24 protein-coding genes are annotated in these 14142 nt (G+C 67.3%); 1 reads left to right on the top strand and 23 read right to left on the bottom strand.

What is annotated here, in order from left to right; all coding sequences use genetic code 11:
- Positions 1-11: 11 nt before the first annotated feature.
- The 23 genes from AB0D85_RS01235 to rpsJ all read right to left on the bottom strand — a co-directional run bounded on the left by AB0D85_RS01235 (position 12) and on the right by rpsJ (position 11945).
- Positions 12-677: an adenylate kinase gene (locus AB0D85_RS01235; protein WP_362312180.1), complete on the bottom strand. Its 666-nt coding sequence runs from the start codon at positions 675-677 to the stop codon at positions 12-14.
- Positions 677-1990, bottom strand: coding sequence for a preprotein translocase subunit SecY (gene secY / locus AB0D85_RS01230; protein WP_362312179.1), 1314 nt, complete (start codon positions 1988-1990; stop codon positions 677-679). The genes AB0D85_RS01235 and secY overlap by 1 nt, the downstream gene beginning before the upstream one ends.
- 190 nt (positions 1991-2180) lie before the next feature.
- Positions 2181-2636 (bottom strand): 50S ribosomal protein L15, encoded by a 456-nt coding sequence (gene rplO / locus AB0D85_RS01225; RefSeq protein ID WP_121894842.1) that lies wholly within the window; start codon positions 2634-2636, stop codon positions 2181-2183.
- Positions 2637-2638: 2 nt separating this feature from the next.
- Complete coding sequence (rpmD, locus tag AB0D85_RS01220; protein ID WP_006376032.1) at positions 2639-2821, bottom strand: 50S ribosomal protein L30; 183 nt, start codon at positions 2819-2821, stop codon at positions 2639-2641.
- Positions 2821-3426, bottom strand: a complete 606-nt coding sequence (gene rpsE, locus AB0D85_RS01215) for a 30S ribosomal protein S5 (RefSeq protein WP_030788249.1) — start codon at positions 3424-3426, stop codon at positions 2821-2823. The genes rpmD and rpsE overlap by 1 nt, the downstream gene beginning before the upstream one ends.
- A gap of 36 nt (positions 3427-3462) precedes the next feature.
- Positions 3463-3846, bottom strand: coding sequence for a 50S ribosomal protein L18 (rplR, locus tag AB0D85_RS01210; protein WP_362312176.1), 384 nt, complete (start codon positions 3844-3846; stop codon positions 3463-3465).
- 3 nt (positions 3847-3849) lie between these two features.
- Entirely contained in the window at positions 3850-4389 is a 540-nt protein-coding gene (gene rplF, locus AB0D85_RS01205; protein ID WP_362312174.1) for a 50S ribosomal protein L6, read from the bottom strand.
- A gap of 24 nt (positions 4390-4413) precedes the next feature.
- Positions 4414-4812: a 30S ribosomal protein S8 gene (gene rpsH, locus AB0D85_RS01200; protein WP_089099428.1), complete on the bottom strand. Its 399-nt coding sequence runs from the start codon at positions 4810-4812 to the stop codon at positions 4414-4416.
- A 214-nt stretch (positions 4813-5026) separates the two neighbouring features.
- Positions 5027-5212, bottom strand: coding sequence for a type Z 30S ribosomal protein S14 (locus AB0D85_RS01195; protein WP_003948630.1), 186 nt, complete (start codon positions 5210-5212; stop codon positions 5027-5029).
- Between the two features lie 5 nt (positions 5213-5217).
- On the bottom strand, positions 5218-5775 hold the full coding sequence (rplE, locus tag AB0D85_RS01190) for a 50S ribosomal protein L5 (RefSeq protein WP_362312171.1): 558 nt from the start codon (positions 5773-5775) through the stop codon (positions 5218-5220).
- The gene (gene rplX / locus AB0D85_RS01185; protein ID WP_362312169.1) at positions 5775-6098 is read right to left on the bottom strand and encodes a 50S ribosomal protein L24; all 324 of its coding nucleotides are present in this window, start codon (positions 6096-6098) and stop codon (positions 5775-5777) included. Before rplX ends, rplE begins: the two co-directional genes overlap by 1 nt.
- Before the next feature lie 2 nt (positions 6099-6100).
- Entirely contained in the window at positions 6101-6469 is a 369-nt protein-coding gene (gene rplN / locus AB0D85_RS01180) for a 50S ribosomal protein L14 (protein WP_003992364.1), read from the bottom strand.
- Between the two features lie 100 nt (positions 6470-6569).
- Positions 6570-6857: a 30S ribosomal protein S17 gene (gene rpsQ, locus AB0D85_RS01175; protein WP_189268843.1), complete on the bottom strand. Its 288-nt coding sequence runs from the start codon at positions 6855-6857 to the stop codon at positions 6570-6572.
- A complete protein-coding gene (gene rpmC, locus AB0D85_RS01170) occupies positions 6857-7081 on the bottom strand; it encodes a 50S ribosomal protein L29 (RefSeq protein WP_030174543.1) in 225 nt (74 codons plus the stop codon). Before rpmC ends, rpsQ begins: the two co-directional genes overlap by 1 nt.
- Positions 7081-7500 carry a 50S ribosomal protein L16 gene (rplP, locus tag AB0D85_RS01165; RefSeq protein WP_362312166.1) on the bottom strand — a complete coding sequence of 140 codons (420 nt, stop codon included), beginning with the start codon at positions 7498-7500 and terminating at the stop codon, positions 7081-7083. Before rplP ends, rpmC begins: the two co-directional genes overlap by 1 nt.
- 5 nt (positions 7501-7505) lie before the next feature.
- On the bottom strand, positions 7506-8330 hold the full coding sequence (rpsC, locus tag AB0D85_RS01160) for a 30S ribosomal protein S3 (RefSeq protein ID WP_123974797.1): 825 nt from the start codon (positions 8328-8330) through the stop codon (positions 7506-7508).
- The gene (gene rplV, locus AB0D85_RS01155; protein ID WP_003974262.1) at positions 8330-8677 is read right to left on the bottom strand and encodes a 50S ribosomal protein L22; all 348 of its coding nucleotides are present in this window, start codon (positions 8675-8677) and stop codon (positions 8330-8332) included. Before rplV ends, rpsC begins: the two co-directional genes overlap by 1 nt.
- Before the next feature lie 44 nt (positions 8678-8721).
- Positions 8722-9003: a 30S ribosomal protein S19 gene (gene rpsS / locus AB0D85_RS01150; RefSeq protein ID WP_003992359.1), complete on the bottom strand. Its 282-nt coding sequence runs from the start codon at positions 9001-9003 to the stop codon at positions 8722-8724.
- A gap of 12 nt (positions 9004-9015) precedes the next feature.
- On the bottom strand, positions 9016-9852 hold the full coding sequence (rplB, locus tag AB0D85_RS01145) for a 50S ribosomal protein L2 (RefSeq protein WP_362312164.1): 837 nt from the start codon (positions 9850-9852) through the stop codon (positions 9016-9018).
- A gap of 38 nt (positions 9853-9890) precedes the next feature.
- The gene (rplW, locus tag AB0D85_RS01140) at positions 9891-10310 is read right to left on the bottom strand and encodes a 50S ribosomal protein L23 (protein WP_362312162.1); all 420 of its coding nucleotides are present in this window, start codon (positions 10308-10310) and stop codon (positions 9891-9893) included.
- The gene (rplD, locus tag AB0D85_RS01135; RefSeq protein ID WP_123974799.1) at positions 10310-10966 is read right to left on the bottom strand and encodes a 50S ribosomal protein L4; all 657 of its coding nucleotides are present in this window, start codon (positions 10964-10966) and stop codon (positions 10310-10312) included. The genes rplW and rplD overlap by 1 nt, the downstream gene beginning before the upstream one ends.
- An 8-nt stretch (positions 10967-10974) precedes the next feature.
- Positions 10975-11619, bottom strand: coding sequence for a 50S ribosomal protein L3 (rplC, locus tag AB0D85_RS01130; RefSeq protein ID WP_062706771.1), 645 nt, complete (start codon positions 11617-11619; stop codon positions 10975-10977).
- Between the two features lie 17 nt (positions 11620-11636).
- Complete coding sequence (gene rpsJ, locus AB0D85_RS01125) at positions 11637-11945, bottom strand: 30S ribosomal protein S10 (protein WP_003948644.1); 309 nt, start codon at positions 11943-11945, stop codon at positions 11637-11639.
- Positions 11946-12486: 541 nt separating this feature from the next.
- Between rpsJ and AB0D85_RS01120 the strand changes: the two genes are divergently transcribed.
- Positions 12487-14139 (top strand): RNA ligase family protein, encoded by a 1653-nt coding sequence (locus tag AB0D85_RS01120; protein ID WP_362312159.1) that lies wholly within the window; start codon positions 12487-12489, stop codon positions 14137-14139.
- The last annotated feature ends 3 nt before the right edge of the window (positions 14140-14142 follow it).

The following is a 14142-nucleotide window of genomic DNA, read 5'->3' as shown; positions in this document are numbered from 1 at the left end:
CCGCCGTGGAACTACTTCTTGTCGTCCTCGTCCCGCCCCAGCGCGTCCAGCGCCCGCTGCGTGACCTCGTCCACCGGGCCCAGGGAGGAGATCGTACGGACCAGGCCCTGCGACTTGTAGTAGTCGATGATGGGCTCGGTCTGCGTGTGGTAGACCTCCAGCCGCGTGCGGACGGTGTCCTCGGAGTCGTCGTCGCGCTGGTAGAGCTCGCCGCCGCAGACGTCGCAGACACCCTCGACCTTCGGCGGGGTGTACGTGACGTGGAAGACGTGGGACGAGTCGTTGCGGCAGATGCGGCGGCCCGCGATCCGCTTGACGACCTCGTCCTCCGAGACCTCCAGGTCCAGGACGGCGTCCAGCTTGATGTTCTCGTTCTTCAGCAGCTCGTCGAGCGCCTCGGCCTGCGAGACGTTGCGCGGGAAGCCGTCGAGCAGGAAGCCGGGCTGGGCGTCCGACTGCTCCATGCGGTCCTTGGCCATCGCGATGGTGACCTCGTCGGGGACGAGGTTGCCGGCGTCCATGTAGGACTTCGCGAGTTTCCCGAGCTCCGTCTGCTGGCTGATGTTGGCGCGGAACAGGTCGCCCGTGGAGATGTGCGGGATCTTCAGCTCCTTGGCAAGGCGAACGGCTTGCGTTCCCTTACCGGCGCCAGGCGGCCCGACGAGGACGATTCGCATCAGCGGAGGAACCCTTCGTAATTGCGCTGCTGGAGCTGGCTCTCGATCTGCTTCACCGTTTCGAGGCCCACACCCACGATGATCAGGATGCTGGTGCCACCGAACGGGAAGTTGTTGCTCGCCCCAAAGCCCACCAACGCCATCGTCGGCACGAGAGCGATCAGCCCCAGATACAGCGAACCCGGCCAGGTGATCCGGTTGAGCACGTACGACAGGTACTCAGCGGTCGGTCGGCCAGCCCGGATGCCCGGGATGAAGCCACCATACTTCTTCATGTTGTCGGCTACTTCCTCGGGGTTGAAGGAGATAGCGACATAGAAGAACGCGAAGAAAACGATCAGCAAGAAGTACGAAACGATGTAAATGGGGTGGTCACCCTTGGTGAGGTTCTGGGTGATCCATGTCTTCCAGCCGGAATTACCGCCGGCGAACTGCGCCACGAGCGCCGGAATGTAGAGCAGCGACGAGGCGAAGATGACCGGAATCACACCGGCCTGGTTCACCTTGAGCGGGATGTACGTGGACGTCCCGCCGTAGGAACGGCGACCGATCATGCGCTTCGCGTACTGCACCGGGATACGGCGCTGGGCCTGCTCGACGAAGACCACCAGCGCGACCATGACCAGGCCCACCGCGATGACCGAGCCGAACTCGATCCAGCCGCCGGCCAGGGTGCCCTGCTTCTTGATGGCCCACAGCGCGGACGGGAAGGTCGCGGCGATCGAGATGAACATCAGGATCGACATGCCGTTGCCGATGCCGCGGTCGGTGATGAGCTCGCCGAGCCACATGACGACGGCCGTACCGGCGGTCATGCAGATGACCATCGTGATGGTGGTGAAGATCGCCTGGTCCGGGACGATGCTGGAGGCGACCGTGCAGCCGGAGAAGAGGGCGCCGCTGCGGGCGGTGGCGACCAGGCCGGTGCCCTGCAGGATGGCGAGCGCCACCGTCAGGTATCGGGTGTACTGCGTGATCTTCGCCGTACCCGCCTGGCCCTCCTTCTTCAGGGCCTCCAGGCGCGGGATGACCACCGTCAGCAGCTGAAGGATGATGCTGGCCGTGATGTACGGCATGATGCCGAGCGCGAAGATCGTGATCTGGAGCAGCGCGCCACCGCTGAACATGTTGACGAGACCGAACAGGCCCTGGTTGCCGGAGGCCTCGTTCACACACGTCTGGACGGCTTTGTAGTTGACGCCGGGGATCGGGATGTGGGTGCCGACCCGGTAGACCACGATGATGGCCAGCGTGAAGAGCAGCTTCTTGCGCAGGTCGGGCGTCCTGAACGCCCGGGCGAACGCGGTGAGCACGGTGCCTCCTGCGACCCCCGCGCAACTGCGTCAAGGGTGACGGTCTTGAGGTTCGACGAATAAGAAAAAGAGAACAGCGTTGGCCACCTTACCGGCGACCACGCCCCCCTAGGAACGACCAACCGGGGATACCCCATTGTGAGGTATCCCCGGTCGGGATTCGCTTACGTCATCGAGACGTCCGGAAAACTCAGACGAGCTCGGTGACGGTGCCGCCGGCGGCGGTGATCTTCTCCTTGGCGGAGCCGGAGACGGCGTCGACCGTCACCTGCAGCGCCACGGAGACCTCACCCTGGCCGAGGACCTTGACGAGGCTGTTCTTGCGAACGGCACCCTTGGCGACGAGACCCTCGACGGTGACCTCGCCACCCTCCGGGTACAGCGCGGCCAGCTTGTCGAGGTTCACGACCTGGTACTCGGTCTTGAACGGGTTCTTGAAGCCCTTCAGCTTCGGAAGGCGCATGTGGAGGGGCATCTGGCCACCCTCGAAGCGCTCCGGAACCTGGTAACGGGCCTTCGTGCCCTTGGTACCACGACCGGCCGTCTTACCCTTCGACGCCTCACCACGACCGACACGGGTCTTGGCGGTCTTGGCGCCGGGGGCCGGACGGAGGTTGTGGATCTTGAGCGGGTTGCTCTCCGCCATGATCAGTCGACCTCCTCAACCGTCACGAGGTGGCGGACGGTGTGCACCATGCCGCGGAACTCGGGGCGGTCCTCCTTGACGACCACGGTGTTGATCCCCTTGAGACCAAGCGACCGCAGGGTGTCACGGTGGTTCTGCTTGCTGCCGATGTACGACTTCGTCTGCGTGACCTTGAGGCGAGCCATTACGCACCCGCTCCCGCACGTGCACGCAGCAGGGCCGCGGGGGCGACGTCCTCGAGGGGCAGGCCGCGGCGGGCCGCGATCTCCTCGGGACGCTGCAGGCCCTTGAGGGCCTCCACGGTCGCGTGCACGATGTTGATCGCGTTGTCGGAGCCCAGGGACTTCGACAGGATGTCGTGAACGCCGGCGCACTCCAGGACGGCACGCACCGGGCCACCGGCGATAACGCCGGTACCGGGGGAAGCCGGCTTGAGCAGGACGACGCCCGCGGCCTTCTCACCCTGGATCGGGTGCGGGATGGTGCCCTGGATACGGGGGACCTTGAAGAAGTGCTTCTTGGCCTCCTCAACGCCCTTGGCGATGGCGGCCGGCACCTCCTTGGCCTTGCCGTAACCGACACCCACGGTGCCGTCACCGTCGCCCACCACGACCAGCGCGGTGAAGCTGAAGCGACGACCACCCTTCACAACCTTGGCGACGCGGTTGATCGCGACGACGCGCTCAACGTACGCGGTCTTCTCGGCGGCAGCAGCGCCGCCGTCACGGCCCTTCCGGTCCCGCCGCTCGCCGCCACCGGCACCGCCACCGCGGCGCTGGGGTCCAGCCATTGGATTACCTCTCTCTTTCCGCTAGCTACAAGCGGCTCAGAACTTGAGCCCGGCCTCGCGGGCGGCGTCCGCCAGGGCGGCGATGCGCCCGGCGTACTGGTTGCCACCACGGTCGAACACCACGGCCTCGACACCGGCGGCCTTGGCACGCTCGGCGACCAGGGCGCCGACCTGCTTGGCCTGCGAGGACTTGTCGCCCTCGCCACCGCGGACCGAGGTGTCCAGCGTGGACGCCGACGCCAGGGTGTGACCCTTGATGTCGTCGATCACCTGGGCCACGATGTGGCGGTTCGAGCGGGTAACGACCAGACGGGGACGCTCCGCCGTACCGGAAAGGTTCTTGCGGATCCGGATGTGACGGCGCTTGATCGCGGCGCGCTTGTAGGCGTCGCCCTTGAGGATCTTCTGTCCGTATGCCATGGCTTACTTACCCGCCTTTCCGACCTTGCGGCGGATGACTTCGCCCTCGTACTTGACGCCCTTGGCCTTGTACGGGTCGGGCTTGCGCAGCTTGCGGATGTTGGCCGCAACCTCGCCGACCTTCTGCTTGTCGATGCCCTCGACCTGGAAGCGGGTCGGGGTCTCCACCTTGAAGGTGATGCCCTCGGGCGCCTCGACGGTGATCGGGTGGCTGTAGCCGAGAGCGAACTCGAGGTTCGAACCCTTGGCGGTCACGCGGTAACCGACACCGCTGATCTCGAGCTTCTTCACGTAACCCTGGGTCACGCCGGTGATCATGTTCGCCACCAGCGTGCGGGACAGGCCGTGCAGGGCCTTGCTCTGACGCTCGTCGTTGGGGCGGGTCACCGCGAGAGTGCCGTCCTCGCCCTTGGCGATGTCGATCGGAGCCACGATGGTGTGGGTCAGCTCGCCCTTGGGGCCCTTGACCTGCACCGTGCGGCCGTCGATGGTGACGTCCACGCCGGCGGGAACCGCGATGGGGAGCTTGCCGATACGCGACATAGCTGTTTCCTCCGTTCCCTTCTGCTACCAGACGTAGGCGAGGACTTCCCCGCCTACGCCCTTCTTGCCGGCCTGCTTGTCGGTGAGGAGCCCGTGCGACGTGGAGATGATCGCCACGCCGAGGCCGCCCAGCACCTTCGGCAGGGAGGTGGACTTCGCGTACACCCGGAGACCGGGCTTGGAGATCCGCTTGATGCCCGCGATGGAGCGCTCACGGTTGGGACCGAACTTCAGGTCCAGGACGAGGTTCTTGCCGACCTCGGCGTCCTCGACCTTCCAGCCCGTGATGAAGCCCTCCTGCTGGAGGATCTCCGCGATGTGAGACTTGATCTTGGACGCCGGCATCGTCACGGAGTCGTGGTACGCCGAGTTCGCGTTCCGCAGACGCGTCAGCATGTCTGCGATCGGATCAGTCATGGTCATGAATTGGCCTGTGGCCTCTCTCGCCGGGGTTTCCTGGTGCGCCATCCCTCTCCCCGATCCGAGACGGGACGGGTGCGGCGCGGTGGACCTACGGCGTAGTAAGTCGTACGGGCGACCGTCAGGCGCCCAACCCTCCAAGCCTAAGCCATGGAAGGGAGGGCGCCTGACACGCCCATTGCTTACCGAGAGCCCTGGGAATCCCTAAAAAGGGGGATTACCAGGAGCTCTTGGTCACGCCCGGCAGCTCGCCACGGTGAGCCATCTCACGAAGGCACACGCGGCAGAGGCCGAACTTGCGGTACACGGAGTGCGGACGGCCGCAGCGCTGGCAGCGCGTGTAGCCACGCACACCGAACTTGGGCTTGCGGGCGGCCTTGGCAATCAGAGCCTTCTTCGCCATCTCGCTCACGCCTCCTTGAACGGGAAGCCGAGGTGACGAAGGAGCGCGCGGCCCTCAGCGTCGTTGGTCGCCGTGGTGACCACGGTGATGTCCATGCCCCGGGTACGGTCGATCTTGTCCTGGTCGATCTCGTGGAACATGACCTGCTCCGTGAGACCGAAGGTGTAGTTGCCACGGCCGTCGAACTGCTTGGGGGACAGACCACGGAAGTCGCGGATGCGCGGCAGCGCGAGCGACAGGGTGCGGTCCAGGAACTCCCACATGCGGTCGCCACGGAGCGTGACGTGGGCACCGATCGGCTGGCCCTCACGCAGCTTGAACTGCGCGATGGACTTGCGAGCCTTGGTGACCTGCGGCTTCTGACCAGTGATCGTGCTGAGGTCGCGGATGGCGCCCTCGATCAGCTTCGAGTCACGGGCGGCGTCGCCGACACCCATGTTGACCACGATCTTGACGAGACCGGGGATCTGCATGACGTTCTCGTACTTGAACTCGTCACGCAGCTTGCCCGCGATCTCCTCGCGGTACTTCTGCTTCAGACGCGGGCTGGTGGTGGTCGTCATCAGATGTCCTCACCCGTCCGCTTGGCAACGCGGATCTTGTTGCCTTCGTCGTCGAAGCGGTAACCGACACGCGTGACGACCTTCTGACCGTCCTTCTCAACGACCAGCTGGACGTTGGAGACGTGGACCGGCGCCTCGGTCGTGACGATGCCGCCGGCCTGCGAACCGCGAGCGGTCGGACCGGCCTTGGTGTGCTTCTTGACCCGGTTGACACCCTCGACCAGGACGCGGTCCTCGCGGGGGTAGGCCGCGATGACCTTGCCCTGCTTGCCCTTGTCCTTACCGGTGATGACCTGGACCAGGTCGCCCTTCTTGATCTTCATGCTTACAGCACCTCCGGCGCGAGCGAGATGATCTTCATGAACTTCTTCTCGCGCAGCTCCCGGCCGACCGGGCCGAAGATGCGGGTGCCACGAGGGTCGCCGTCGTTCTTCAGAATGACGGCGGCGTTCTCGTCGAAGCGGATGTACGAGCCGTCCGGACGGCGGCGCTCCTTGACGGTGCGAACGATGACCGCCTTGATGACGTCACCCTTCTTCACGTTGCCGCCGGGGATCGCGTCCTTGACGGTGGCGACGATGACGTCACCGATGCCCGCGTAGCGGCGACCGGAGCCACCGAGCACACGGATGCAAAGGATCTCCTTCGCACCAGTGTTGTCGGCGACGCGCAGTCGCGACTCCTGCTGGATCACGTCTATCTCCTGTGTGTCTGCCGGTTCCCCGGGAGCCGCTCAGCGGAGCGGCTCCCGGAGCCTGGCGGAACTGTCCTGCGAGGAATGCCCCGCAGGAGACTTACTTGGCCTTCTCGAGGATCTCGACGACGCGCCAGCGCTTCGTCGCGGACAGCGGCCGGGTCTCCATGAGGAGGACACGGTCGCCGACACCCGCGGCGTTCTGCTCGTCGTGCGCCTTGAGCTTGTTCGTACGGCGGATGACCTTGCCGTACAGCGCGTGCTTGACGCGGTCCTCGACAGCGACGACGACGGTCTTGTCCATCTTGTCGCTGACGACCAGACCCTCACGGGTCTTGCGGAAGCTACCGCGCGCCTCAGTGTTCTCAGTCACGTTGCTCTCGCTCATCAGGCGCTCTCCACCGTTTCGATGCCCAGCTCACGCTCGCGCATCAGGGTGTAGATCCGCGCGATGTCCTTGCGGACCGCCTTCAGACGGCCGTGGTTCTCGAGCTGTCCGGTCGCCGCCTGGAAGCGGAGGTTGAACAGCTCTTCCTTGGCCTCGCGGAGCTTGCCCAGAAGCTCCTCGTTGCCCAGCTCGCGCAGCTCGGACGCCTTGGTACCGGCCGACATCACGCTTCACCTGCCTCGCGCTTGACGATCCGGCACTTCATCGGCAGCTTGTGGGCCGCACGAGTGAGGGCCTCACGCGCAATCTTCTCGTTGGGGTACGACAGCTCGAACATCACGCGTCCGGGCTTGACGTTGGCGATCCACCACTCCGGGGAACCCTTACCGGAACCCATGCGGGTCTCGGCGGGCTTCTTGGTGAGGGGACGGTCCGGGTAGATGTTGATCCAGACCTTGCCACCACGCTTGATGTGACGCGTCATGGCGATACGAGCGGCCTCGATCTGACGGTTCGTCACGTAAGCCGGGGTGATGGCCTGGATGCCGTACTCGCCGAACGCAACCTGGGTACCGCCCTTGGCAGCGCCGTCGCGCTTCGGGTGGTGCTGCTTGCGGTGCTTGACCCTACGGGGGATCAGCATGACGGTCAGGCCTCCGTTCCGGTGCTCTCAGCCGGAGCGGCGGCGGGGGCCTCGGCCTTGGGGGCCTCGGCGCCGGCAGCCTGCTGCGGCTTGCGACCACGCCGCTCGCCACCGCGGCCACCACGGGCCGGGCGGTCGGCAGCGCCACCGCGGGCCGGGCGGTTACCCGCACGGGCGGCAGCGTTCTCGGCGCGGACCTCGGCGATGTTCTTGACGTCGCCCTTGTAGATCCAGACCTTCACACCGATACGGCCGAAGGTCGTCTTGGCCTCGAAGAAGCCGTAGTCCACGTTCGCGCGGAGCGTGTGCAGGGGCACACGGCCCTCGCGGTAGAACTCCGAGCGGGACATCTCGGCGCCGCCGAGGCGACCGCCGCACTGGATCTTGATGCCCTTGGCGCCGGCCTTCATCGCCGACTGCATGCTCTTGCGCATGGCACGGCGGAAGGAGACGCGGGAGGAGAGCTGCTCGGCAACGGCCTGAGCAACCAGCTGAGCGTCCGTCTCGGGGTTCTTGACCTCGAGGATGTTCAGCTGGACCTGCTTGCCCGTGAGCTTCTCGAGGTCACCGCGGATGCGGTCGGCCTCGGCGCCACGGCGGCCGATGACGATGCCCGGACGCGCGGTGTGGATGTCCACCCGCACACGGTCACGGGTGCGCTCGATCTCCACCTTCGAGATACCGGCGCGCTCCATGCCGGACGTCATCATCCGACGGATGGCGACGTCTTCCTTGACGTAGTCCTTGTACAGCTTGTCGGCGTACCACCGGGACTTGAAGTCCGTGGTGACACCGAGCCGGAACCCATGCGGGTTAACCTTCTGGCCCATTACCGGGTTCCTTCCTTGCTGCTGACGACCACGGTGATGTGGCTGGTCCGCTTGCGGATCCGGTAGGCGCGGCCCTGGGCACGCGGACGGAACCGCTTCAGGGTCGGGCCCTCGTCGACGTACGCCTCGGAGATGAAGAGGCTGTCGGCGTCGGTGTGGTCGTAGTTGTGCGCGGCGTTGGCGATGGCGCTGTCGAGCACCTTGCCGACGGGCACGGAGGCTGCCTGCGGAGCGAATCGCAGAACAGCCTGAGCCTCCGTGGCGTCCATGCCACGGATCAGGTCCACCACGCGGCGGGCCTTCATGGGCGTGACGCGGATGTACCGCGCCTGGGCCCTGGCTTCCATGGTTGTCCCTCTCAGTTACTTACGTGTCTGAATGCGATCCGCTGTTAGCGGCGCTTCGACTTCCGGTCGTCCTTGACGTGACCCCGGAAGGTGCGCGTCGGCGAGAACTCGCCGAGCTTGTGGCCGACCATCGACTCGGTGACGAACACCGGGATGTGGGTCTTGCCGTTGTGCACCGCCAGCGTGTGACCCAGCATGGCCGGGACGATCATGGAGCGGCGGGACCAGGTCTTGATGACGTTCTTGGTGCCGGCTTCGTTCTGGGCGTCCACCTTCTTGATCAGGTGGTCGTCGACGAAGGGCCCCTTCTTCAGGCTACGAGGCATCTCAACCCGTCCTTAGCGCTTCTTGTTCGTCTTGCGGCGGCGGACGATGTACTTGCTCGACGCCTTCTTGGGCGAGCGAGTACGGCCTTCCTTCTTGCCCCACGGGGACACGGGGTGACGGCCACCGGAGGTCCGGCCCTCACCACCACCGTGCGGGTGGTCGACCGGGTTCATGACGACACCACGGACGGTCGGGCGAACGCCCAGCCACCGCTTGCGGCCGGCCTTGCCCCAGTTGATGTTCGACTGCTCGGCGTTGCCGACCTCACCGACGGTGGCGCGGCAGCGCGCGTCCACCATGCGGATCTCGCCGGACGGCATACGGAGGGTCGCCATGGCGCCCTCACGGGCGAGCAGCTGCACCGAGGCACCCGCGGAGCGGGCGAACTTGGCGCCACCGCCGGGACGGAGCTCGATCGCGTGGACCGTGGTACCGACCGGGATGTTACGGAGGGCCAGGTTGTTGCCCGGCTTGATGTCGGCCCCGGGACCGTTCTCCACGGTGTCGCCCTGCTGCAGGTTGCGCGGGGCGAGGATGTAGCGCTTCTCGCCGTCCGCGTAGTGCAGCAGCGCGATGCGCGCGGTGCGGTTGGGGTCGTACTCGATGTGCGCGACCTTCGCCGGCACGCCGTCCTTGTCGTGACGACGGAAGTCGATCACTCGGTAGGCGCGCTTGTGTCCGCCACCCTGGTGGCGAACGGTCACACGACCGGCGTTGTTACGGCCGCCCTTGCTGTGCAGGGGGCGGACCAGCGACTTCTCCGGCGTGGACCGCGTGACCTCGACGAAGTCGGCGACGCTGGCGCCACGACGGCCCGGCGTAGTCGGCTTGTACTTGCGGATTCCCATTTCTCAGTCCTCGTCCGATATCGGACGATCCGACCCGCTTACGCGGTCGGACCGCCGAAGATGTCGATACGGTCGCCCTCAGCGAGGGTCACGATCGCGCGCTTGGAGCCCGCGCGCTGACCGAAACCGGTCTTGGTGCGCTTGCGCTTGCCCTGGCGGTTGAGGGTGTTGACCCCGGTGACCTTGACCGAGAAGACCGCCTGGACGGCCTGCTTGATCTGGGTCTTGTTGGCGCCCGGGGCGACGACGAACGTGTACTTGTTCTCGTCCAGGAGCGCGTAGCTCTTCTCCGAGACGACCGGCTTCAGCAGCACGTCACGGTGGTCCGTGAACGACTTGCTGATCGGGGTCTCGACGGTGTTCTTGCCCTCGGCCTCGTGGCGGCGCGCCTTGGCGACGCGCGCGGCCTTGGCGGCCTTCGCGGCCTTCGAGGCAATGCTCGGGTGACGGGTAGCCATCAGACCTCGGTCCCTTCGGTGTCGTTGGCCTTCGGGCCGGCGACGAAGGACTCGAGAGCGGCCTGGGTGAAGACCACGTCGTCCGAGACGATCACGTCGTACGTGTTCAGCTGGCCCGGCTCCAGGATGTGGACCTGGGGCAGGTTGCGGGCGGACAGCCACGCGGCCTCGTCGGCGCGGTCGACGACCAGGAGCAGGTTCTTGCGCTCCGAGATCTTGCCGAACAGCGTGCGAGCGGCCTTGGTGCTGGGGGTCTCGCCCTCGATCACGCCGGTGACGACGTGGATGCGGTTGTGGCGGGCCCGGTCGGTGAGGGCGTGGCGCAGGGCCGCGGCCTTCATCTTCTTCGGGGTCCGCTGCGAGTAGTCACGCGGCTGCGGGCCGTGGACGACGCCACCACCGGCGAACTGCGGCGCGCGGGTCGAGCCCTGACGGGCGCGGCCGGTGCCCTTCTGGCGGTACGGCTTCTTGCCGCCACCACGGACCTCGCCACGGGTCTTGGTCTTGTGCGTGCCCTGACGGGCGGCCGCGTTCTGCGCGACGACGACCTGGTGGATCAGCGGGATGCTGACCTTCTCCACGCCGAAGATCTCCGCGGGGAGCTCGACGCTACCGGTCTTCTCGCCGGCAGGCGAAAGGATGTCAACAGTGCTCATCGGTTACCTCAGGCCCCCTTGGCCGCGGTGCGGACCAGGACGAGGCCGCCGTTCGGACCGGGAACCGCGCCCTTGATGAGCAGCAGACCCTTCTCCGCGTCAACGGCGTGGACGGTCAGGTTCTGGGTGGTGACACGCTCGTTGCCCATGCGACCCGCCATGCGGAGGCCCTTGAACACGCGGCCCGGGGTGGCGCAGCCACCGATGGAACCGGGCGAGCGGTGCTTGCGCTGGGTGCCGTGACCGGCGCCGAGGCCCTTGAAGTTGTGACGCTTCATGACACCGGCGAAGCCCTTGCCCTTGCTCTTGCCGGTGACGTCGACCTTCACGCCGGCCTCGAAGACCTCGGCGGTGACTTCCTGGCCGAGCGTGTACTCGGAGGCGTCAGCCGTACGGATCTCGACGAGGTGGCGACGGGGGGTGACGTCGGCCTTCGCGAAGTGGCCCTTGAGGGGCTTGTTCACCTTGCGCGGGTCGATCTCGCCGAAGGCGATCTGGACCGACTCGTAGCCGTCGACGTCGTTGGTACGGACCTGGGTGACGACGTTGGGGCCGGCCTTGACGACGGTGACCGGAACAACACGGTTGTTCTCGTCCCACACCTGCGTCATGCCGAGCTTCTCGCCCAGGATGCCCTTGATCTGCTTAGCCATTCTCAGCTCACCGACCCTCAGAGCTTGATCTCGATGTCGACACCGGCCGGGAGGTCGAGTCGCATCAGAGAGTCAACGGTCTTGGGGGTGGGGTCGAGAATGTCGATCAGGCGCTTGTGCGTGCGCATCTCGAAGTGCTCGCGCGAGTCCTTGTACTTGTGCGGCGACTTGATGACGCAGTACACGTTCTTCTCAGTGGGCAGCGGCACCGGGCCCGCGACCGACGCACCAGTGCGGGTCACCGTCTCGACGATCTTCTTCGCCGAGGAGTCGATGACCTCGTGGTCGTAGGCCTTGAGCCGGATGCGGATCTTCTGTCCCGCCATGGCTACTCAGTAGTCCTGTCTCTGTTTAACGCTCTGGAACCCGGCGTCTTTTCGTATCCGTCTCCGACCCACGCGGTCGGGTGTGTCGCGCTCCCGCTGACAGAAATGTCCCTTGTTCGAACATCCCTGCGGGAATGCACACGGCCCTTCCGGAACCGCAGGCCGAGGGCGGAAGGCCCACCGGGCGCCTGGCCGGTGCCGCACCGCACTTCCCGAAAGATTCCCGTACGTCCGCCCCAGCGCTGCCGTGTGGCAGTTAAGGCGACGAGTACTGTGGGACTCGCTTCCGGTCCTCCCGGCGGGAGGCGCGCAGCATCAACACTCGACCGAGCAACCCCGCTAGTCTGCCATACGGGGCGGGGGGCTGGCCAATCGGGCCGGGGAGCATACCCCCGGAGTGACGCAGGTCAAACCCGGCCCCTCCCCGGCGGTGTTCCCGAGGGCCGCGGCCGATCCCGGCCGCACCGTAATCCACTCGCCCGCCGTCACCCCGCGCCCCTACGCTGACCAGGCACGTCGGCTGTCACGGGGGACGTTCACCATGCGTACGCACTATCCACGGACCCGGCATCTGCCCTGGTCGCCCGGCGCGACCGCCGATGATCTCCGGGTCACCGACCTGTCCGGCCTGCGCGGCCGCGAGGTCGTCGTGACCGAGAAGCTCGACGGCGAGAACACCACCCTGTACGCCGACGGTCTGCACGCCCGTTCGCTGGACTCGGCCCACCACCCCTCCCGCGCCTGGGTCAAGGCCCTCCAGGCCCGGATCAGCCACGGCATCCCCGAGGGGTGGCGGGTGTGCGGGGAGAACATGTTCGCCCGGCACTCGATCGCCTACGACGAGCTGGACAGCTATTTCTACGGCTTCTCGGTGTGGGACGGGGAGGGCCGCTGCCTGGACTGGGACCGGACGGCGGTCTTCCTGCGGGGGCTCGGCGTTCCCGTTCCCCGGGTGCTGTGGCGGGGCGTGTTCGACGAGCGGGCGCTGCGCGCTCTGCGGCTGGATCCCGGGCGGCAGGAGGGGTACGTCGTCCGGGTCGCGGACGGGTTCGCCGCGCAGGAGTTCGGCGAGCGCGTGGCCAAGTGGGTACGGGCGGGACACGTGCGGACGGACACGCACTGGATGCACGCGGCCGTCGTCGAGAACGGCCTCGGGGCGGGGGCGCCCCTGTGGGCGGTGCGATCGGGAGCGGCCGTCGACGCACGGGCACTGGAGGAGGCCGTGGGGCTGCCCGGCGAGGGGGACGCGCGGGCCCTCGCCCGCTTCGATCCGGCGGGACGATCGGGGGACGACCTGCTGACCGGCGTCCTGGCCACGCTGCTGCACGGCGGACGACGGGGACGGCTGGCGGCGCGGCTCGCCACGGTGGCGGGCATACCGCTCGCCCGCCGGGTCGCCGACCTCGTGGGGCTGCACCCGGCGCTGCACCGGCCGTATCCGGACGAGGACCGGCGGACCGGTCTGGTGCGCCTGTCGTACGCCGCCGACCTGGGCCTGCTGCACGCGGTCGCCCGGGCCACCGCGCACACGGACGCGGCGCGCGAGCAGGTGGAGTGGTCGGCGCTGCACGCCGAGGACGTGCGGAGCCTGGAGCTGCGGGAGGTGTTCGCCGGGCTGCCGGCCGACACGGCCGCCCGGTGCCGGGCCGAGGCCCGGGAGGCGTACGCGCTGGGGCGGATCGGCAGTGCCGACGAGGCCGTCGCCGCGACCTGGCGCCTGCGGTCCGGCGCGTTCCCGAAGCTGATCCAGACGGTCGGCCCGGCGGGCAGCGGCAAGAGCACCTTCGCCCGGGGACTCACGGGCGTGGACGCGTACGTCTCCCTGGACGACCTGCGCGAGGCGCGCGGCTCACGCGCCGACCAGCGGGCCAACGGCGAGGTCCTCCGCGAGGGAATCGACCGGCTGGACCGGGCCCTGGCCGCCGGCGGGACCGCGGTGTGGGACGCCACGTCCCTCAACAAGCAGCAGCGCTCGCTCGTACACACGGTCGCCCACCGCCGTGACGCCCTGATCACGCACGCCGTGGTCCTGGTGGACGAGGACGAGCTGGTACGGCGCAACACCCGCCGCGAGCACCCGGTGCCGCCCGAGGTGCTCACCGGCCAGCTGCGGCGCTTCGTCCCGCCGTATCCCGGGGACGCGCATCGCACCTGGTACATCGGGGCGAGCGGGACCGTCGAGGAAGAGGTCTGACCC

Origin of the sequence: Streptomyces sp. NPDC048277 (assembly GCF_040652235.1) — a bacterium.
Classification (GTDB): domain Bacteria; phylum Actinomycetota; class Actinomycetes; order Streptomycetales; family Streptomycetaceae; genus Streptomyces.
The sequence above is the reverse complement of the archived record's forward strand: the minus strand, read 5'-3'. Positions and strand labels throughout refer to the sequence as shown.